This window comes from Nonomuraea fuscirosea, from assembly GCF_003001935.1.
Taxonomy (GTDB): Bacteria; Actinomycetota; Actinomycetes; order Streptosporangiales; family Streptosporangiaceae; genus Nonomuraea; species Nonomuraea fuscirosea.
The window spans coordinates 158,097-178,141 of sequence record NZ_PVNG01000003.1; the positions used below are offsets into that span (position 1 = coordinate 158,097).

Sequence of the window (20,045 nt, forward strand, 5' to 3'; positions counted from 1 at the left end):
GAAGAGGGGCGGGCGATGGCGAGTCTGACGGAACGCGTCCGGTCGGTGAAGGCGTGGGGCCGGGCCAAGGTCGACCAGTGGCGGGTGCGCAGGCTCTGGCTCGACCACCTCATCAGGGCGCTGCGGCGCTACCAGGCGCAGTCCGGCGACCTGCTGGCGGGCGCGGTCACCTACTTCGCGTTCCTGTCCTTCTTCCCGCTGGTGGCGCTGTCGTACGCGGTGCTCGGGTTCGTGGTGGCGACCAGCGAGACCACCAGGGACGCCCTGCAGCAGGCGATCGAGGAGCGGCTGCCCGGCATCGCCGAGAACCTCGACCTGGCCGGCATCGCCACCGCCAGGGAGGCGGCCGGCATCATCGGCCTGCTCGGCCTGCTCTACGCCGGGCTCGGCGCGCTCGACGCGCTGCGCACGGCGCTGCGGGAGATGTCGATGACCACCACGCCGCCGCTCGGCTTCCTGGCCGGCAAGCTGCGCGACCTGGCCGCGCTGATCATGATCGGCGTCACGGCCATCGCGTCGGTGCTGGTCGCCGGGTTCGCCACGACGGCCACCGACAAGGTCCTGCACTATCTGTTCGGGGCGTCGCCGCTGGCCGGGCTCGGGCTCAGGGCGGCCGGGGTGGTGGCGAGCGTGGGGGCCGACTGGCTGCTGTTCGTGATCCTGCTCGGCTGGGTGGCGCGCTCGGCCCAGCCGTTCCGCGAGATCGCCAAGGGGGCGCTGCTCGGGGCGATCGGCTTCGGCGTGCTCAAGCAGGTCGCGACACTGCTGCTGGCGAGCACGCTGGGCAACTCGGCGCTGTACGGCACGTTCGCCGTCATCGTCGGCCTGCTGGTCTGGATCAACTTCTCGGCCCGGCTCGTGCTCCTCGTCGCCGCCTGGACGGCCACCGCCGGGCTCAGCCCGCCACCCTCCCCGACGCCGATCCCAGGTGCCGGCTCGGGGGAACCGGAGGCGGCGCCGCACGAGCCGGGCGCGGAACCGGGCGAGCCGGGCGCGGCCCCGCGTGAGGCGGGCCGGCCGTCGGAGACGTGAGGCGTGGGCGGGCCGGTCGTCAGAGGCGTGAGCGGGCGCGCCGGCGGTAGATGCCGTACCCGAGCCAGATCAGCCCGAACAGCAGCCCGCCGCCGATCACCAGCGAGCCGACCGTCCTGGTGGAGTCGGTCTGCCGGTCGGCCGCCGAGTCGAGCAGCGGCGGCTGCGCGGCCGGCGTGACCGAGGTGCCCGGTGACGGCGCCGCGGAGGCGGCCGGCTGCTGCGCGGCGACCGGGAGCGGGTTGACCAGCTGCCCCACGGGCGCGGCCTTGCCCCGCACCGAGAAGCCCCAGTCGAGCAGCGAGGCGACCTCGTCCCAGAAGAAGCCCTCGTGCCGCATGATGCTGACCACGATCGTGTGGCCGCCCCGGGTGGCCGCGCCGACGAAGCTCGCGCGGGCCTTGGAGGTCCAGCCGTTCTTGACGCCGACCATGCCGTTGTAGCGCCAGAGCAGCTTGTTGTGGTTGCTGATCTCGTAGTGCCCCTTGGGCGCCGGGAACTTCGTGGTCTTCGTGCTGATGTAGCGCTTGAAGTCCGGGTTGGCCAGGCCGGCGCGGGCGATCAGCGCCAGGTCGTACGCGGAGCTGCTCTGCCCCGGCTTGTCCAGGCCGCTCGGCGTCTTGGCCACGGTGTCGAACGCCTGCAGCCGCTTGGCCTCGGCGTTCATGTCGCTCATGGTCTTGTCGAGGCCGCCGTTCGTCTCGGCCAGAGCCATGGCGGCGTCGTTGCCGGACGACATCAGCAGGCCCTTGAACAGGTCGTCGACCTTGTACGTCGCCTTGACCGACAGCCCGACCGCGCTGCCCTCCTGGTTGCAGGCGTTCCTGCTGGGCCGGATCTTGCGCTCCTTGTCCAGCTTCGGGATCAGCGTGAGCGCGGTCAGCGCCTTCAGCGTGCTGGCCGGCAGATAGCGCCCGTGGGCGTCCTTCGCCGCCAGCACCTGCCCCGTCTCGGCGTCCGCGATGACGTACGAAGTAGCCTTGCTCTTGGGCGGCTTCTTGACGCCCGCGGGGGCGACCAGTCCGCGGCTGCCCAGCGCCTCGCCGCCGACCGGGGTCGTCGGCGCGGCGTACGCGGTCCCGCTGGTGAGCGAGGCCGCGGCGATGAGTGCCGTGACCGGCACGAGTTTCGTCCACATGGCGGTCTCAGCGTAGCTCCGTGTTAATGCCCATGTGGCGACACATCCCCCGAAGATCCACCTTCGATACTAGAGAGGCGCATGTGTCACGAAAGCTCGCCGCATTCCTCATCATCCTGGGCGTATTCATGATCTTCGAGTGGGTGAATCTCGGGTTTAACTTGGCCGACGGGCATCCGACCGCCTTCTACGTCGTGCACGGCATCCTGATCGCGGTGAACGTCGTCCTCGGGGTCGTGCTGGGCGTCATCGGCTGGCGCGGCCTGGGTGGATGGCGCGGCCTGCGCGGTCCCGGCTCCGGTGGCGGTGCCGCGCTCAGGGGCCGCAGAGGAGCCGGCGGGTGAGGGCGTGCAGCTCGTCGGCCTCCTCGCGGGAGTCGCCGATCGAGGTGAAGCCCAGCTTGCCGTGCTCGGGCAGCGCGCCGAGCAGGTGGAAGACGTTCCCGGTACGCCGGTTCGCGTCGAAGCCGATCCCGAGGCGTTCGGCCGTCCGCATCACCTCGCCGGGCGTACGCCCACGCAGGCATGACGAAGCGCAGTTGTCGGTCGCGGTGTAGAACTTCGGCTGATTTCCGGACATGAGATGACCGGTGGCCTCGTCGTACGTGGCCCCGGTCGTCAGCACGGCGGCCCCGAACGGATGCGTGGTGCCGCCGATCCGCAGGTTGATCTCGCACAGCAGCGCCGCGTACCCGGCGTCGGCCTTCAGCGCGAAGAAGTCCATCCCGAACAGCCCGACCACGCCCCGCCCGGCCAGCACCTCCGCGATCCGCCGCGCCGACGAGCCCACCTCGGCGCGGTACTCGGGCGCGGCGGGGAACGTGCAGCCCTGGTAGACCTGCCCGTTCGGGCCGCCGAGCACCTGGTCGTGGGTGGCGAGCACCTGGGCCTGTCCGCCCGGCGTGATTTGAGCCAGCGCGCTCGGGTAGTAGAGCGGGCGATGTTCGATGTACTCCTCAACCACAGCCCCCCGGTCGCGGATCTTCGCGGTGAAGCTGCCCCAGCTCTCACCCGCCGCCGAGAAGCTCGTCATCGCCCGGTCGGTCTTCGGGACGATCACGTTGCCGAGCCCCGAATACCCGTCGTTCAGCTTGACGATCACCCGCTCGCCGGGCAGCGCCTCGATCGCCTCCTCGATCTGGAGCTCGGTGCGCACGTCGCCGAACCCCCGCGCCATCGGCACGCCGGCCTCGTGTCCCACTTCCCTGGCCCCGCTCTTGGAGCCGTAATAGGAAAGGGACGTCGCCGGTCCGTAGAGGGGCACGTTGAGTGACGACGCGAGCTGCTCCTCCAGCTCGCTCAGGACGAACGGCACCAGCCAAGCGTCACCGTCGATCGCCGAGCGTAACCGCTCGATGGCGTCGGGACGGTCGAGCAGGTTCCTGGTCAACGGCTGGGACCAGGGCTCGTCGAGGCTGATCAGCGTCAGACGCTTGGCGGCGTCATCCGGATCGGGCAGGAAGCCGAGGTAGTAGTCCACGATCTCGGGATCCACCGAGGCCGAGGACAGGTAGACCACCTTGACGCCGGGCTCGCGGAGCGTCAGGAGCAGGAAGAGCAGGCGCTCCTCGTACGACCTGGCTCCCGTGATCCGGCGCAGCTCATCCTGCGGAAGGGAGAGCGAGGGCACGACCACCAGGGTCCCCTCACTCGGCTCGAAGATGCTCAACCCAGCATTCTTCTCCCCGAACGGGATATTAGTGATCATATAGCGAGTGAAACACGCATTCTTCTCAAAGACAGCCAGCGCTAGAGTGTGATGACCATGACAGAAGGTGACAGGATTCGAAATCGCTGACCACGTTTGAACTGACAGCATCGGGTCACGATCTACTGATCCCTTGTGACTATTTCCGGGTCAGCCCTGCCGGTACACAACGTGACGACCTGCGGTTACGGTCATGCCATCAGGTAACTTTTGGTGTGACTGTCGGCGCGAAGCGGCACGAGAGCGATAAAGTCGAAGCATCGCCATCGGGCTCACGGCCGACCGCTGTGCTCCCGGCCGGAGCGGCACTCGCGACGATATACGCGAAGCCCGTGCTGACGATCTCGCGCACCGAAACCAGTGGGTGTGTCTTTGGATTCGCCGAGCGGCCGCTCCAACCGGGTGGCCACCACGGGATGGGATGTCTTTTGGAGCGCATGAGCCGCGATGGCCGACACGTGTGGGGCCGCGCGGCATGGGACGGGATGGTGACATATGCGGGGACGTGAGCTTCGGGGGGAACTCGACGCGTTCCTGGCGGAGATGGAGCAGGACCTCGTGGCCTTCCGCCGCGACCTGCACATGCACCCCGAACTGGCCTTCGCCGAATATCGCACCACGCAGCGGATCGCCGAGCGGCTCACCGCCGCCGGGCTGACCCCTTCGGTGCTGCCGCGGGGCACGGGGCTGATCTGCGACGTGGGCAGCGGCGACGGGCCGACCATCGCGTTGCGGGCCGACATCGACGCGCTGCCGCTGCAGGACGAGAAGGACGTGCCCTACCGCTCGACCGTGGCCGGAGCCTGCCACGCCTGCGGCCACGACGTGCACACCACGGTGCTGCTCGGCACCTCGCTCTTCCTCGCCCAGCAGGCCGCCGCCGGGCTGCTGCCCGGCCGGGTACGCCTGATCTTCCAGCCCGCCGAGGAGCTGCCCGGCGGCGCGCTCGAGGTCATGGCCCAGGGCGGCATCAGCGGCGTCGACCGGATCTTCGGCCTCCACTGCGACCCGCGGGTCGACGTCGGCCAGCTCGGTCTCAGGAGCGGGCCCATCACCTCCGCCTGCGACAAGATCGCGGTGCGCGTGTCCGGGCCCGGCGGCCACACCGCCCGTCCCCACCTGACCGCCGACCTCGTCTTCGCGCTGGCCAAGATCCTCACCGAGCTGCCCGCCGCGCTGTCGCGCCGGGTCGACCCGCGCTCCTCGCTCAGCCTGGTCTGGGGCAAGGTCGTCGCGGGCTCCGCGGCCAACGCCATCCCCGACGACGGGGTGGCCGAGGGCACCGTGCGCTGCCTCGACGAGAACGCCTGGCACGCCGCCCCCGACCTGATCAAGTCGCTGCTGGAGTCGGTCGCGAGCGCCTACGGCGTCGAGGCCACCCTGGACTACACCCGCGGGGTGCCGCCGGTGGTCAACGACGAGGTCAGCGTCGAGATGCTGAGCGAGGCGGCCGAGCAGGCGCTGGGCGCGGGGGCGGTCGTCCCCACCCAGCAGTCGCTCGGCGGCGAGGACTTCGCCTGGTACCTGGAGTCGATCCCCGGAGCGTTCGCCCGGCTCGGCACGCGCTCGACCGACGGGATCACGTACGACATCCACCAGGGCACGTTCGACGTGGACGAGCAGGCGATCGCCATGGGGGTCAGGGTCATGGCCACCACGGCGCTGACCTCGCTGTGGGAGGTCGGGCCGCTCGACTCGATCACCAGCGCCATGGCCTGAGACGGCCTGAGCTCCGACCGGCCGTCCCCGGAGACACCCGTCCCCGCCGGCCCGCTCCCTCTCCGCCGGTACGCCGGCGGAGATTTCCTGGGGGAGCGGGGCGGCGGGGTCGTTCTTTCTCCCGAGGGCCGGCGCTCAGAAGAGCTTGCCGAGCACCACCGGAAGGTGCAGGGCCGACTGGCCGGGGGAGACGGTGACCTTGGTGCCGGCGGGATAGCGCAGGGTGTAGTCGTAGTCGGTCGAGATGATCACCAGGCCCAGCCGGTGCCCCTTCTTGAACAGGTAGTCGGTCGGCTGGAAGTCCCAGGTGAAGGAGTACTCCTTGCCGGCCCGCAGCGGTTCGGTGCGGTCGGCGCGGTGGCGGTTGCGGACGTCGAGCCAGCCCCTGGTGACGATCTTGTACGGGGTGGTCGAGGTGCCCAGGGTGCGCAGGACGGTGCAGCCGGTGTCACCCGGGATGCCCTGGCCGTAACAGTAGTTCTGGCCGGTCGAGAGCAGCGTCCCGTTGGGCCGGACGTCGGTGCCGTAGTCCACCAGCAGCGCCGTCAGGTACGGCGAGGCCCCGTCCTTCATGGAGGCCCGCATCGACACCGTCGGCGTCCCCGATACGCGCACGTCGGCGGGCAGGACCTTGGTCGTGTACGCCAGCCGGTTCGGGTCCGCCCCCATCGACTCCACGAGCTGCTCGGCGGTCCTGGTCTTCTGGTCCACGAAGGACTCCTTGGCCGTGCGCGGGCGCGGCAGCAGCCCCAGTGACGAGCCGGGTCCCGGGTGGAGCGGCACGGTGACGGTGCCGGGCAGCGGCCAGGAGGCGTGCTGTCCCCACTGACCGGCCGCGATCTCCACGTCGGCCTGCGGCTCACGCATGATGCCCGAGTCGATCTTGTACAGCCAGTGGTCGAACCAGCCGTGCAGCTGGCGCAGCCACTCCTCCGTGCGCAGGTTGAAGGGGTTCATGTGGGTGCCCTGGTGCAGCCAGATCTTGCGCGGCACGTGCCGCTTGGCCAGGGCGTACCACCACTGCGCGAACTGCTTGGTCTTGACGTTCCAGTCGTTGAGCCCGTGCACGACGAAGACGCTGGCCTTGACCTTGTTCACGTCGTTCAGGTAGTTGCGGGCGTCCCAAAGGGGGCTGTAGTCGCCGGTGATCCGGTCCTGCGTGGCGGTCAGCCGGTCCATCAGGGCGCCGCACACCTCCTGGCCGTTCTCCCTGGTCAGCACGTACTTGGCGAGCACGTCGAGGTCTTCGCCCTGGAAGCCGCCGGGGGCCAGGACGCCGCCGTTGGCGCGGTAGTAGTCGTACCAGCTGGAGATGGCGGCGATCGGCACGATCGTCTCCAGGCCCTTGACGCCGGTGGCGGCGACGGCGTTCGGCAGCGTGCCGTTGTAGGAGACGCCGATCATGCCGACCTTGCCGGTCGACCAGGTGGCCTGGACCGGGTTACCGGCGGCGTCGAAGCCCTTGGCGCGGCCGTTCAGCCAGTCGATGGCGGCCTTCGGGCCGGCCGTCTCGTTGCGGTCGCCCGAGGTGGGACAGCCGGTGGCCCGGCCGCTGCCGATGTTCTCCACCAGGGCGATGGCGTAGCCGCGGGGCACGAAGTAGTTGTCGTAGTAGCCGTCGAACGGCTCGGCGGCCAGCTTGGGCGAGGCGGCCCGCAGGGCGGGCAGCGGGTTGCCGTTCGCGTCCACGTCAACGGGATGGTTGGCGACGTCGTTGCCGCCCGCGTAGTACGGGCTCGCCTCCATGATGACCGGGACCTTCAGCCCCTGGTCGGTCTCCTTGGGGCGCAGGATGTCCACGGCCACCCGGTCCGGCCGGCCGTCGTTGTCGCTGTCGGTTCCCGCGACCTCGACGAACACCGTCTGGCTGATGGCGTCCGCCCGGGAGAAGACGGGCTGGGTGGCGTTGTTCTCGACTTTGATCGCCGGGGTGGCCGGTGTGGCCGCGGCGGGTGCCGTTCCCGCCAAGCTCGCCACGAGCAGGGCGGTCAATGGCACGATGAGCTTGGCTAAGGTCTTGCGTGGGTGCATGCGGGGCTCCGATATGAGGTTTCCACCGTCGGTGGGAATCTCTGACACGATGAGCTTCGGGGCAAGGGGTGATCGTGCACCAAAGTTGGGCAAAATTTCGTGGAACCCCTGCTGTGTCACAAAACCGCGACACAGGTCACGGACGCGACTGATGTCGATAACGGACAGGTTGCGACCCTGTGTCCCGGTTTGGTTAGCCCTGGTCAAGCAACTATCTTCCGTGCAGGTGCCGTACGTTTCTTCGCGCCCGCGACGAGATTCGGCGGCGGGGAAATGGAAGGGAGTCGCCTTGCTCGGCAAGCGATTCAACAGGATGGCGCTCGGCTCGGTCGCCGGCGTCATGCTCATGGCAGCGGCCGCCTGTGGTGGCGGCGATGGTGGGGGCACCACGGCGAGTCAGGAGCCGACCGGCGCGAGCAGCGAGGCGCCCAAGGACGCGCTCAAGGTGGGTCTCGCGTTCGACGTCGGCGGGCGAGGTGACAAGTCCTTCAACGACGCCGCCTACACCGGCCTGGAGAAGGCCAAGACGGACCTCGGCGCCGAGATCAAGGAGCTGAGCCCGTCCGCCGACGGCTCCAACCGCGGCGACCTGCTGCGTCAGCTCGCGGACGCCGGCTACAACCCGATCATCGGCGTGGGCTTCGCCTACGGCGAGGACATCAAGAAGACGGCCGAGGAATACCCGGACATCCAGTTCGCGGTCGTCGACTCCGCCTCCAACGCGCCCAACGTGACCGGCCTGCTGTTCGCCGAGGAGCAGGGCTCCTACCTGGCGGGCGTGGCCGCGGCGACCAAGTCGGAGAGCGGCCACGTCGGCTTCGTCGGCGGCGTCGAGTCCGACCTGATCAAGAAGTTCGAGGCCGGCTTCGTGGCCGGGGTGAAGTCGGTCAAGGCGGACGCCAAGATCGATATCACCTACCTCACCCCCGACGGCGACTTCTCCGGCTTCAAGGCCCCCGACAAGGGCAAGGTCGCGGCCGAGAAGATGTACCAGGACGGCGCGGACATCGTCTACCACGCCTCCGGCGACTCCGGCCTCGGCGTGTTCCAGGCGGCCGCCGCGGCCAAGAAGAAGGCCATCGGCGTCGACTCCGACCAGCGCCAGACGGTCAAGGAGAGCGACCTGCAGTCCGTCATCATGACCTCGATGCTCAAGCGCGTCGACGTCGGCGTCTTCGAGTTCGTCAAGGCGTTCCAGGGTGGCGCCAAGGGCGGCTCGAACGTGACGTACGACCTCAAGGTCGACGGCGTCGGCCTGTCCACCACGGGCGGCGAGATCGACGACATCAAGGACAAGCTCGACGCTGCCAAGCAGGACATCGTCGACGGCAAGATCACGGTTCCTGCCAAGCCGTAACTGGGGTATGAGTGACAGATGAGGGCCCGGAGTCCGTAAACTTCGGGCCTTCTGTCTATGTCGCCCACCCGCTCTAGGAGAGGCGAAATGAGTGCTGACACCCTGGCCACGGCGCGACCCGCCGTAGAGCTGGAGGGCATCACCAAGCGTTTCCCCGGTGTCGTCGCGAACCACGACATCCGCATCACCGTCCAGCCCGGCACGGTGCACGCCATCGTCGGGGAGAACGGCGCGGGCAAGTCCACCCTGATGAAGATCCTCTACGGCATGCAGAAGCCGGACGAGGGGACGATCAAGGTCAACGGCACGGAGGTCAGCTTCCGTACGCCGAGCGACGCCATCGAGGTCGGGATCGGCATGGTGCACCAGCACTTCATGCTCGCCGACAACTTCACGGTGCTGGAGAACATCATCCTCGGCGCCGAGCCGAAGCGGGCCGGGCGGCTCGACACGGCCGCGGCCCGCAAGCGCATCACCGAACTGGCCGCCGCGCACGGCCTGCGGGTCGACCCCGACCGGCTGGTGGAGGACCTCGGCGTCGGCGACCGCCAGCGCGTCGAGATCCTCAAGGTCCTCTACCGCGGCGCCCGCATCCTCATCCTCGACGAGCCGACCGCCGTGCTCGTGCCGCAGGAGGTCGACGAGCTCTTCCAGAACCTGCGCGAGCTCAAGGCCGAGGGCCTGACCGTCATCTTCATCTCCCACAAGCTCGACGAGGTGCTCGGCATCGCCGACGCCATCACCGTGATCCGCCGCGGCACCACCGTCGCCAGCGTCGATCCGGGCGACGTCACCGCGCGCCAGCTCGCCGAGCTGATGGTGGGCAGCGAGCTGCCGACCCCTGAGACCCGCGAGTCCACGGTGACCGACACGGTCGCGCTGCGGGTCTCCCAGCTCACCGTGGAGGCCGACGGCCACCATGCCCTGCCCAAGGGCGTCTCCGTCGGTGACTACGCCGCCCGGCTGCGCTCGGAGGGCAAGCGGCTGCTGCTCGACGAGGTCTCGCTCCAGGTGCGCAAGGGCGAGATCCTGGGTATCGCCGGCGTCGAGGGCAACGGCCAGTCGGAGCTGATCGAGGCCATCATGGGCATCCGCGCCGCGCACGGCCGCGTCGAGCTGAACGGGCGCGACATCAGCGGCTGGTCCACCCTGCGGCGTCGCGAGGCCGGCATCGGCTACATCCCGGAGGACCGGCACCGGCAGGGCCTGCTCCTTGAGGCCTCGCTCTGGGAGAACCGGGTGCTCGGCCACCAGACCAGGAAGCCCGCGCGCAACGGCATCTGGGTGGACCGGCGCGCCTCCAAGGCCGACACCCAGCGCATCGTCGAGGCGTACGACGTCCGCACGCCCGGCGTCGACACGCTGGCGCTGGCCCTGTCGGGCGGCAACCAGCAGAAGCTGATCGTGGGCCGCGAGATGAGCGGCGAACCCGCGTTCCTCATCGCCGCGCACCCCACGCGCGGTGTGGACGTCGGCGCCCAGGCCGCGATCTGGGACCACCTGCGCGACGCCCGCGCCGCCGGGCTGGCGGTGCTGCTCATCTCCGCCGACCTCGACGAGCTGATCGGCCTGTCCGACTCGATCCAGGTCATCTACCGGGGCCGGCTCGTCGCCGGGCTCGACCCCCGCGAGATCACGCCCGAACAGCTGGGCGGTTACATGACCGGCGCCATCGCCGGAAACGAGGAGATGTGATGCCCGCCGGGCTCAACCGGGCACTGCTCACCGTCGCCGGCGCCGCCGTCGCCGTCGTCCTGGCGATCGCGATCTGCAGTGTGGCCATCGTCGTCGCGGGCGGTAGCCCGTTCGACGCGCTGGCCGCCTTCTTCGACTTCGGCAACAGCGCGCGGGCGGAGTCGAACTCCGTCGCCACCTTCCTCAACAGGGCCGTGCCGCTGTTCATCGCCGGTCTGGCGGTGGCCGTCGGCTTCCGCATGAACCTCTTCAACATCGGCGTCGAGGGCCAGTACCGCATCGCCGCCATCTGCGCGGCGTTCGTGGGCTCCACCTTCACCGCCCCCGCCCCCATCCAGATCGGGATCATCATCCTGGTCGCGGCCGCGGTCGGCGGCCTGTACGCGCTCATCCCCGCCGTCATGAAGGTGACCAGGGGCGTGAACGAGGTCATCTCCACGATCATGCTCAACTACATCGCGATCGCGCTGTCGGCGTACCTGCTGCGCGAGCCGTTCGCGGGTGAGCGGGCGGAGGGCCAGCTCAACACGACGACGCCGCCGCTGCCCGAGTCGGGCATGTTCCCCGACCTGAACTTCGTCTTCGAGTGGTTCGGCATGCTGCCGCCCACCCGCAACGGCGGTCTGTGGGGCTTCCTGCTCGTGGCCGTGGCGCTGGGCGTGGTCATCTGGGTCGTACTGGAGCGCACCCGGTTCGGCTTCACCATCAAGGCCAGCGGGCTCAACAGCCCGGCCGCCCTCGCCTCCGGCGTCAACCCCAAGAAGATGATCATCGCCGCCATGGTGCTGTCGGGCGCGATCGCCGGGCTCATCGGCCTGCCCGAGATCCTCGGCGACCGGGGCGCCTACACCAACAACTTCACCGCCGGCCTGGGCTTCCTCGGCATCGCGGTGGCGCTGCTCGGCCGCAACAAGCCCGTCGGCATCGCGTTCGCCGCGCTGCTGTTCGCCTTCCTCGACCGGGCCCAGGGCGCGCTGCAGTTCGCCGACATCCCCGCCTCCGTCGTCACCATCATCCAGGGCGCGATCGTGCTGCTGGTCGTCGTGGCCAACGAGGTGACCAACCGCGTCGCGCTCAGAATCGAAGAACGGCGAGCGGCCCAGCAGCTCGGCAGGAACACTCCCGTTGAGGTGGCAGCATGACCAGGGTCCGCACGTACCACCTGGCGCTGATCGGCGTCGCCGGGCTCATCCTGCTGGTGTCGCTGGTGCGCGTGCTGACCGGCTTCGACGACCTCACCTCGTCCGGCACGGTCGGCGCCGCGCTGGTCCTGGCCGTGCCGATCGCCCTGGCCGGGCTCGGCGGTCTGTGGGCCGAGCGGGCCGGCGTGGTCAACATCGGCCTCGAAGGCATGATGGTGCTCGGCACCTGGTTCGCCGGCTGGGCCGGCTACCAGTGGGGTCCCATGGCCGCGCTGGCCGCCGGGCTGCTCGGCGGCGCGCTCGGCGGGCTGCTGCACGCCATCGCGACCGTGTCGTTCGGCGTCGACCACATCATCAGCGGTGTCGCCATCAACCTGCTCGGCCCCGGCATCACCCGCTTCCTGTCGGAAGTCCTCTACAAGGAGGGCACGCCCGCCTCCGAGGCGGGCGCCGGCATCACCAGCTCGCCCGCGGTACGTGGGGAGACGCCCACGTTCGACCTGCCGTTGCTGTCCTCCGGGCCCGACCTGCTCGGCAAGCTGGAGAGCACCCACTGGTTCCTGGTGGCCGACGTCGCGGGCGTGCTGCGCGGGCTCACCCACGGCATCAGCGTGCTGGTGATCGTGGCCGTGCTGCTGCTGCCGCTGACGTTCTTCGTGCTCTGGCACACCGCCTTCGGCCTGCGGTTGCGCTCGGCCGGTGAGAACCCGTGGGCGGCCGAGTCGCTCGGCGTCAACGTCTACCGGATCAAGTACGTCGCCGTCGTCCTGTCCGGCGCCTTCGCCGGGCTCGGCGGCGTGTTCCTCGTCTTCTTCACCGACAAGTACGTCGAGGGCCAGACCCAGGGGCGCGGCTTCATCGGCCTCGCCGCCATGATCTTCGGCAACTGGCGGCCGGGCGGCCTGGCCGGTGGCTCCGCCCTGTTCGGCTACGCCAGCAGCCTGCAGCTGCGCAGCGCCCCGGCGGTCAACACGTTCTTCCTGTTCGGCGCGGTGCTGCTGCTGGTCTACCTCGGCCTGCAGATCCGCCGCCTGACCTCCGCCGACCGGCCGGTCGAACTGGCCGCTCCAGGGCCCAGGCAGTACACCCTGATGGGCCTGGCCGCGCTCGGCGCGGTCTTCCTGATCTGGCTCTGGCTGACCATCGACCAGCTGCCCAACGACTTCATCTTCATCACGCCACACGTGCTCACGCTGCTCGTGCTCCTGGTCGCCTCGCAGCGCCTGCGGATGCCCAAGGCCGACGGCGTCAGCTATCGCCGGGGGGAACAACATTGAACATCGACTGGGACGGCCTGCGGGACGAGGCCAGGGAAGCCATGCGGTACGCGTACGCGCCGTACTCGAAGTTTCCCGTCGGGGCGGCCGCTCTGGTGGACGACGGGCGGATCGTCACCGGCTGCAACGTCGAGAACGCCTCCTACGGCCTGGGCCTGTGCGCCGAGTGCGGCCTGGTCTCGGCGCTGCAGCGCTCGGGCGGCGGCCGGCTGGTGGCCTTCACCTGCGTGGACGGCCACGGTGAGCTGCTCATGCCGTGCGGGCGCTGCCGCCAGCTCCTGTACGAGTTCGGCGGCGAGGACCTGGTGCTGGAGACCGAGGACGGCCCGAAGCGGATGGCCGAGATCCTGCCGTACGCGTTCGGGCCGCAGGACCTCAGCAGGAGCGCGTGATGGACGCCATCGAGGTCATCCGCGCCAAGCGTGACCGGGGCGAGCTGACCACGGAGCAGATCGACTGGGTGATCGGGGCGTACACGCGCGGCGACGTCGCCGACGAGCAGATGTCCGCGCTGGCCATGGCGATCCTGCTGAACGGCATGAACCGGCGCGAGATCGCCGACTGGACCCAGGCCATGATCCGCTCGGGCGAGCGCATGGACTGGTCCCGGCTCGACCGGCCCACGGCCGACAAGCACTCGACCGGCGGGGTCGGCGACAAGATCACGCTGCCGCTGGCGCCGCTGGTGGCGGCCTGCGGGGCGTACGTGCCGCAGCTGTCGGGCCGTGGGCTCGGCCACACCGGCGGCACCCTGGACAAGATGGAGGCGATCCCCGGCTGGCGGGCCTCACTGTCCAACGACGAGATGCTGGGCGTGCTGCGCGCGGCGGGCGCGGTCGTGTGCGCCGCCGGCTCCGGGCTGGCCCCGGCCGACAAGAAGCTGTACGCCCTGCGCGACGTCACCGGCACCGTCGAGTCGATCCCGCTGATCGCCTCGTCCATCATGTCGAAGAAGATCGCCGAGGGGACGGGCTCGCTCGTCCTCGACGTGAAGGTGGGCTCCGGCGCGTTCATGAAGAACGTCCCCGACGCCCGCGAGCTGGCCGAGACCATGGTCGCGCTCGGCACCGACGCGGGCGTGCGCACGGTCGCGCTGCTGACCGCGATGGACCGGCCGCTCGGGCGGGCCGTGGGCAACGCGCTGGAGGTCGAGGAGTCGGTCGAGGTGCTGGCCGGCGGCGGTCCCGCCGACGTGGTCGAGCTGACCGTACGGCTGGCCAGGGAGATGCTGGCGGCCGCCGGGGTCTCCGCGAGCAAGGACCCGGAGACGGCGCTGAAGGACGGCTCGGCGATGGACGCCTGGCGGCGCATGATCGCGGCTCAGGGCGGCGACCCGGACGCGCTGCTGCCCAGGGCGGCCGAGACGATGACCGTGGAGGCGCCCGCGTCCGGGGTGCTGACCCGGCTGGACGCGTACGCGGTGGGGCTGGCCGCCTGGCGGCTCGGCGCCGGGCGGGCGCGCAAGGAGGACCCGGTCTCGGCGGGCGCCGGGGTCGTGCTGCACGCCAAGCCGGGCGATCTGGTACGGGCCGGGCAGCCGCTGCTGACGTTGCACACGGATGAGACGTGGCGTTTCGACCGGGCGGTCGAGGCGCTGGAGGACGCCTGCGCGGTGGGTGAGGCGAGCGGCGAGCAGCTGCCGCTGGTCATCGACCGCATCACCGCCGCCTAGACCTTCGCGATCACCGGGCCGGGACCGTTCGCGATCACCGGGCCGGGACCGTTCGCGATCACCGGGCCGGGACCGTTCGCGATCACCGGGCCGGGACCGTTCGCGGTCACCGGTCCGGGACCTTCAGCGATCATCGGCCCCGAGTTGAGGACCGGGCCGGTGATCAGTGGGCCGGGATCGGGGTGTCGGCGAAGATCTCGGTGAGGACGGCCCGCTGCGTCGGCAGGGCTTCGGCGTGGCGGGAGCGGCCCTCGTCCGTGATGCAGACGAAGACCCCGCGCCGGTCCGCGTCGCACACCCCGCGTGAGACCAGCGACGCCTTCTCCAGCCTGGCCACCACCCGCGACAGCGCGCTCTGGCTCAGGTGGACCTCTTCGCACAGCTCCTGGATGCGCAGCTTTCTGTCGTGATGGACGATCCGGTCGAGGACCTCGAACTCGCTGGGCCCCAGGCCGTGCCGATCGCCCAGCTCCCGCTCCAGCGCGCACATCGCCTTGGCATGCCTGCCCAGGACGTAATGCCAGGTGTCGACCACGAGCTGCTCGTCCATGTCGCGGAGGTTACCACTTCCGTAAATCTCATGCAACGACATTAAATGCGCTTGCATTAGATGTGCGTGCATGTATTGTTCTGACTCATGTCCTCTTCCTCATCCCGCTGGGGCGCGCTCGCCGTGCTCTGCGCAGTGATATTCCTTGACGCTCTTGACGTGTCGATGGTCGGCGTCGCCCTGCCGGCCATCCAGCACGATCTGAATCTTGATACCTCCGCCCTGCAATGGGTGGTCAGTGGCTACGTGCTCGGCTACGGCGGTCTTCTTCTGCTCGGGGGCAGGACCGCCGACCTGCTCGGGCGGCGCAGAGTGTTCCTGGTCGCTTTGGGAGTCTTCGCCGTGGCGTCGTTGCTCGGTGGCATCGTGGACGACGGCGCCCTGCTGATCGTGGCCCGGTTCGTCAAGGGCGTGGCCGCCGCGTTCACGGCGCCCGCCGCGTTGTCGATCATCACGACCACCTTTGCCGAGGGTCCCGAGCGCAACCGGGCGTTGAGCTTCTTCACCGCCTCGGGAGCCAGCGGCTACTCGCTCGGCCTCGTGCTGTCCGGCCTGCTGACCGAGATCGGCTGGCGCTGGACGTTGCTGATGCCGGTGCCGGTCGCGATCATCGCGCTGGTCGCCGCGTTGAAGGTGCTGCCGCGCGGCCGGGAGGAGCGGGCCGAAGGCGGTCACGACCTCGTCGGCGCCGTGACCATCACCGCGTCGATGTTGCTGCTGGTGTTCACCGTCGTGCAGGCCCCCGAGGCGGGCTGGGCCTCCCTGCGCACGATCGGCTCGCTGGCGGGCGTGGCCGCGCTGCTCGCGCTGTTCGTGGTGACCGAGCTCAAGGTGCGGCACCCGCTGGTGCGGCTGGGCATCCTGCGCTCCGGCCACATCGTGCGGGCCAACCTGGGGCTGCTCATCCTCATGGGCTCGTACGTGTCGTTCCAGTTCGTGGCGATGCAGTACTTCCAGAACCTGCTCGGCTGGTCCGCCCTCGGCACCGCCATGGCGTTCCTGCCCGCCGGCGTGCTCGTCGCGGTCACCTCGACCAAGATGGGCGACTTCGCCGACCGGTTCGGCACCGGCAAGCTGATCGTCATCGGCGCCGCCGCGCTGGCCGGCGGGTACGCGATCTTCCTCGGCATCGACCGCACCCCCAGCCTGGGCGGCATGGTGATCCCCGGCATGGTCCTGCTGGGCATCGCGTTCGCGCTGTCGTTCCCCTCGCTGAACATCCAGGCAACCAACGGCGTGAGCGACGACGAGCAGGGGCTGGCCTCCGGCCTGCTGAACACCTCGGGGCAGGTGGGCGGCGCGATCGTGCTGGCCGTCGTGACCGCCGTGCTCACCTCGGGCGGCGAGACCCTGTCCATCGAGGCGTTGCGCGCGGCGATCGTGGTGTCGCTGGTGCTGGCCCTGGTCGGGCTGGCCATCTCGGCCACCGGCCTGCGCGCCCGCAAGGCGGTGCCGGCCGCCGAACCGCAGGAGGCACGGGTGTACGAGACCGTCTGACCGGGGCGGCATGCCGGGCGGGTGTGATCGCGGCGGCCGGTAAGCCGGGCGTGGCACGGCGTGGCGGGCCCGTACGCTGGGCATCTACCCGGCATGTGCTCGTCTTCACCGTCCGCCGGCCGGTCGCCGCGCACTCGTGCGGCCGTCGTGCGGGCCTGTCTGGCCGTGATCGCCGCAGCGCTCACCGCAGGGCTCGCCGCGTGCGGCACCGCCCGGCAGGCCACGCTGCCGCAGACCCCGGCCACCACGGAGACCGGCGGCACGGGCTCGCCCTCTGCCGCTGCTCCCGGTGCTCCGACCAGCACCGCCGAGGTGGAGGTCGACCGGAGCGGCACCGAGCCGGCCGTGGTGACGGGGGTGCGCTTCGCCGCTCACGAGGGCTACGACCGGCTGGTGGTGGACCTCAAGGGCGGGATGCCCGGATACAACGTGAAATGGGTGGACGAGTTCGTCCAGGACGGCTCAGGCAAGCCCATGGGCGTGCGCGGCGGCGCGTACCTCCAGCTCACGCTCTTCCCCGCGAACGCCCACGACGAGGACGGCGAGCCCACCTGGAGCGGCGGGCCCGTCTACGCGGCCGGCCTGGCCAACCTGGCCGACGTCGTCAGGACCGGCGACTTCGAGGGCCGCGTCGGGATCGGGCTGGCGCTGGACCGGCAGGCGGCGTTCCAGGTCACGGAGCACAGGTCGCCGAACCGCCTGGTCCTGGACGTGGCACACTGACCTGGTGGTCAGAAAGATCGGGGCTCCGGCCCGCATTCCCGTACCAGGCGGCAAGCTCATCGACGAGCACGTGGGCCGCGTCAGCAGCGGCGATGAGGCGATCTCCATCGCCCACATGGTCGCCCCGCCCGGCTGGGAGGAGCCGCCGCAGACGCCGGCGTTCACCGAGTACACGGTGGTGCTGCGCGGCACGGTGATCGTGGCGCACGACGAGGGCACGACGCTGGTCGAGGCCGGGCAGTCGGTGGTGACGTCGCCGGGGGAGAAGGTCCGCTACAGCGCCGGGCCCGAGGGCGCCGAGTACATCGCCGTGTGCCTGCCCGCCTTCTCCCCGGACGGTGCCGGCCGCGACTGACGCGACGGGGTTGACGAGACCGATCCAGTACAGCCCGCCCGACGGGCTGACCGGGCGGGCAGTGCTCATATCATGGCCTGTTGACATCCTCCCCCCCTTGAAGGAGGGGGATTCCCACGGTCGCCCGTGGGGTTTCCTGCTTCATCGCCGGTCGCCCGCCCGAGAAAAGGATCTCTCGTTGAGGTCTTACACCAGCTCCACAGGCGTTTCGCCTCTCCGCCAGCCCGGCGGCGAGGGTATGTCCGATCAGTATTCCGGCGGCTTGGTCATCGCCGCCGTCGAACACACTACCGAACCTCGCGGCATCGCGCCGCGTTTCGAGGGCGGTCCGCCTGGCGGCGAATCGCCTGCCCCTGTCCTGCTCCGCAGGGGTCCGATTCCTCCCCGCCTAGAGGCGGGGGTTTCCTCGGAGGTTTCTGATGAGGCCCACGCTTGACGAGATCCGGCGGGCTCCCAAGGTGTTGCTGCACGATCACCTCGACGGCGGGCTCCGCGCCGAGACGATCGTCGAGCTGGCCAGGGAGACCGACTACGGCCGGCTGCCCACCCACGATCCCGACAACCTGCGCCAGTGGTTCGGGGAGGCGGCCGACTCCGGCTCGCTCGAACGCTACCTGGAGACGTTCGACCACACGGTCGGCGTCATGCAGACCCGCGAGTCGCTGGAGCGCGTGGCCGCCGAGTGCGCCGAAGACCTGGCCGCCGACGGCGTGGTCTACGCCGAGGTGCGCTTCGCGCCCGAGCAGCACACCACCACGGGCCTGAGCCTCGACGAGGTCGTGGAGGCGGTGCTCGAAGGGTTCGCGCGCGGCTCGGAGGGGCGCGGCATCCGCGTCGGCACCCTCCTGACGGCCATGCGGCACCAGGCGCGCTCCAGGGAGATCGCCGAGCTGGCCGTGCGCTACCGCGACGGCGGCGTGGTGGGCTTCGACATCGCGGGCGCCGAGGCCGGCTACCCGCCCACCCGCCACCTCGACGCCTTCGAATACCTCCAGCGGGAGAACGCCCACTTCACCATCCACGCCGGCGAGGGCTTCGGGCTGCCGTCGATCTGGCAGGCCATCCAGTGGTGCGGCGCCGACCGGCTCGGCCACGGCGTGCGCATCATCGACGACATCTCCGTGTCCGGCGACGGGTCGGCCAAGCTGGGGCGGCTGGCGGCCTACGTTCGCGACAAGCGCATCCCGCTGGAGATGTGCCCCACGTCCAACCTGCAGACCGGAGCCGCCGCGTCGATCGCCGACCACCCCATCGGGCTGCTGCGGCGGCTGCACTTCCGCGTCACCGTCAACACCGACAACCGGCTGATGAGCTCGACCAGCCTGGCGCTGGAGTTCCACAAGCTGGTCGAGGCGTTCGGCTACGGCTGGGACGATCTGCAGTGGTTCACGGTCAACGCGATGAAGTCGGCGTTCATCCCGTTCGACGAGCGGCTGGCGCTGATCAACGGCCGGATCAAGCCGGGGTTCGCGCAGCTGAAGTGGCAGCCGTGAAGCAGAGCTACCGGTCCAGGACCGCGTTCGTGCTGGCATGGGTGTGGCTGGCCTTCGTGGCCTTCAACGTCGTCGACCTGATCGTCCGCTACAGCGGCAAGCCGTCGCTGGTGGCGCTGGCCGTGCTGGGGGCGCTGACGGCGCTCGTCTACGCGGTCGCGCTGCGCCCCGCCACCGTGCTCACGGAGGCGGGGCTGGTCGGGCGCAACCCGTTCCGCACCACGTTCGTGCCGTGGGCCTCGATCGAGGACGTCACGGTGTCCCACTCCATCAACGTGCACCACGGCGACGAGCAGGTGCTGCGGCTGTGGACGCCGATGAGCAGCGCGCGTGAGCGGGCCAGGGCGCAGCGGCGCGGCGCCCCCGCGCGACAGCGGGGGCGCTTCAAGACCGAGCCGACCCTGTCGAAGGGCGAGCAGGCGGCGGCGGAGGCGTTCGCCGGCAAGACGCACGCCGACTGGGTGGGCGACCAGATCCGCGAACGCGCCGAGTCGGCCAGGCGCCGCGACGAGCAGGCGGGGCCGGCCCGGGTGACGTGGTCCTACGACGCGATCGCGGTGCTGGTGGTCGCGGTGGCGCTGGTGGTCGCCGCGATCGTCGTCGCCTGACCGGCGCGGCGCCTGTCGAGGGTCGCCTGGTCCGCGCGGCCTGTTGGCC

18 protein-coding genes are annotated in these 20,045 nt (G+C 70.2%); 14 read left to right on the forward strand and 4 right to left on the reverse strand.

The window, feature by feature from the left end:
- Positions 1 to 15 precede the first annotated feature (15 nt).
- Entirely contained in the window at positions 16 to 1,032 is a 1,017-nt protein-coding gene (locus tag B0I32_RS07795) for a YihY/virulence factor BrkB family protein (protein WP_106236321.1), read from the forward strand.
- 19 nt (positions 1,033 to 1,051) lie between these two features.
- Here the strand turns inward: B0I32_RS07795 and B0I32_RS07800 are convergent, their stop codons facing one another.
- On the reverse strand, positions 1,052 to 2,170 hold the full coding sequence (locus B0I32_RS07800; RefSeq protein ID WP_106236323.1) for a D-alanyl-D-alanine carboxypeptidase family protein: 1,119 nt from the start codon (positions 2,168 to 2,170) through the stop codon (positions 1,052 to 1,054).
- Positions 2,171 to 2,202: 32 nt separating this feature from the next.
- Between B0I32_RS07800 and B0I32_RS61605 the strand changes: the two genes are divergently transcribed.
- Positions 2,203 to 2,514, forward strand: a complete 312-nt coding sequence (locus B0I32_RS61605) for an SCO4848 family membrane protein (protein WP_393269405.1) — start codon at positions 2,203 to 2,205, stop codon at positions 2,512 to 2,514.
- On the opposite strand, the gene B0I32_RS07810 is transcribed toward B0I32_RS61605, so the two are convergent.
- Positions 2,486 to 3,838: a peptide ligase PGM1-related protein gene (locus tag B0I32_RS07810; RefSeq protein ID WP_106236325.1), complete on the reverse strand. Its 1,353-nt coding sequence runs from the start codon at positions 3,836 to 3,838 to the stop codon at positions 2,486 to 2,488. The two genes, B0I32_RS61605 and B0I32_RS07810, sit on opposite strands and share 29 nt — an antisense overlap.
- Positions 3,839 to 4,372: 534 nt before the next feature.
- Between B0I32_RS07810 and B0I32_RS07815 the strand changes: the two genes are divergently transcribed.
- Positions 4,373 to 5,596: a M20 family metallopeptidase gene (locus B0I32_RS07815; RefSeq protein WP_106236327.1), complete on the forward strand. Its 1,224-nt coding sequence runs from the start codon at positions 4,373 to 4,375 to the stop codon at positions 5,594 to 5,596.
- Positions 5,597 to 5,731: 135 nt separating this feature from the next.
- On the opposite strand, the gene B0I32_RS07820 is transcribed toward B0I32_RS07815, so the two are convergent.
- Positions 5,732 to 7,627: a Xaa-Pro dipeptidyl-peptidase gene (locus tag B0I32_RS07820; RefSeq protein ID WP_106236328.1), complete on the reverse strand. Its 1,896-nt coding sequence runs from the start codon at positions 7,625 to 7,627 to the stop codon at positions 5,732 to 5,734.
- 289 nt (positions 7,628 to 7,916) lie between these two features.
- On the opposite strand from B0I32_RS07820, the gene B0I32_RS07825 reads away from it, so the two are divergent.
- From B0I32_RS07825 to B0I32_RS07850, 6 genes are all read left to right on the forward strand, one after another.
- Entirely contained in the window at positions 7,917 to 8,984 is a 1,068-nt protein-coding gene (locus B0I32_RS07825; RefSeq protein ID WP_106236329.1) for a BMP family lipoprotein, read from the forward strand.
- Positions 8,985 to 9,071: 87 nt separating this feature from the next.
- Positions 9,072 to 10,679, forward strand: coding sequence for an ABC transporter ATP-binding protein (locus tag B0I32_RS07830; protein WP_106236330.1), 1,608 nt, complete (start codon positions 9,072 to 9,074; stop codon positions 10,677 to 10,679).
- Positions 10,679 to 11,821: an ABC transporter permease gene (locus tag B0I32_RS07835; protein WP_106236331.1), complete on the forward strand. Its 1,143-nt coding sequence runs from the start codon at positions 10,679 to 10,681 to the stop codon at positions 11,819 to 11,821. The genes B0I32_RS07830 and B0I32_RS07835 overlap by 1 nt, the downstream gene beginning before the upstream one ends.
- Complete coding sequence (locus B0I32_RS07840; RefSeq protein ID WP_106236333.1) at positions 11,818 to 13,098, forward strand: ABC transporter permease; 1,281 nt, start codon at positions 11,818 to 11,820, stop codon at positions 13,096 to 13,098. The genes B0I32_RS07835 and B0I32_RS07840 overlap by 4 nt, the downstream gene beginning before the upstream one ends.
- Positions 13,095 to 13,490 carry a cytidine deaminase gene (locus tag B0I32_RS07845; RefSeq protein WP_106236335.1) on the forward strand — a complete coding sequence of 132 codons (396 nt, stop codon included), beginning with the start codon at positions 13,095 to 13,097 and terminating at the stop codon, positions 13,488 to 13,490. Before B0I32_RS07840 ends, B0I32_RS07845 begins: the two co-directional genes overlap by 4 nt.
- On the forward strand, positions 13,490 to 14,770 hold the full coding sequence (locus B0I32_RS07850) for a thymidine phosphorylase (RefSeq protein ID WP_106236336.1): 1,281 nt from the start codon (positions 13,490 to 13,492) through the stop codon (positions 14,768 to 14,770). The genes B0I32_RS07845 and B0I32_RS07850 overlap by 1 nt, the downstream gene beginning before the upstream one ends.
- Before the next feature lie 163 nt (positions 14,771 to 14,933).
- Here the strand turns inward: B0I32_RS07850 and B0I32_RS07855 are convergent, their stop codons facing one another.
- Complete coding sequence (locus B0I32_RS07855; protein ID WP_106236338.1) at positions 14,934 to 15,320, reverse strand: MarR family winged helix-turn-helix transcriptional regulator; 387 nt, start codon at positions 15,318 to 15,320, stop codon at positions 14,934 to 14,936.
- Between the two features lie 87 nt (positions 15,321 to 15,407).
- Here B0I32_RS07855 and B0I32_RS07860 point away from each other — a divergent pair, with 87 nt between their 5' ends.
- The 5 genes from B0I32_RS07860 (at position 15,408) to B0I32_RS07880 (ending at position 19,996) form a co-directional block, all read left to right on the forward strand.
- Complete coding sequence (locus B0I32_RS07860; RefSeq protein WP_106236340.1) at positions 15,408 to 16,817, forward strand: MFS transporter; 1,410 nt, start codon at positions 15,408 to 15,410, stop codon at positions 16,815 to 16,817.
- Between the two features lie 165 nt (positions 16,818 to 16,982).
- The gene (locus tag B0I32_RS07865) at positions 16,983 to 17,540 is read left to right on the forward strand and encodes an AMIN-like domain-containing (lipo)protein (protein ID WP_245955670.1); all 558 of its coding nucleotides are present in this window, start codon (positions 16,983 to 16,985) and stop codon (positions 17,538 to 17,540) included.
- A 4-nt stretch (positions 17,541 to 17,544) separates the two neighbouring features.
- Complete coding sequence (locus B0I32_RS07870; protein ID WP_106236343.1) at positions 17,545 to 17,895, forward strand: cupin domain-containing protein; 351 nt, start codon at positions 17,545 to 17,547, stop codon at positions 17,893 to 17,895.
- 419 nt (positions 17,896 to 18,314) lie between these two features.
- A complete protein-coding gene (locus B0I32_RS07875) occupies positions 18,315 to 19,388 on the forward strand; it encodes an adenosine deaminase (RefSeq protein ID WP_106236345.1) in 1,074 nt (357 codons plus the stop codon).
- Positions 19,385 to 19,996: a PH domain-containing protein gene (locus B0I32_RS07880; RefSeq protein WP_106236347.1), complete on the forward strand. Its 612-nt coding sequence runs from the start codon at positions 19,385 to 19,387 to the stop codon at positions 19,994 to 19,996. Before B0I32_RS07875 ends, B0I32_RS07880 begins: the two co-directional genes overlap by 4 nt.
- Positions 19,997 to 20,045 lie beyond the last annotated feature (49 nt).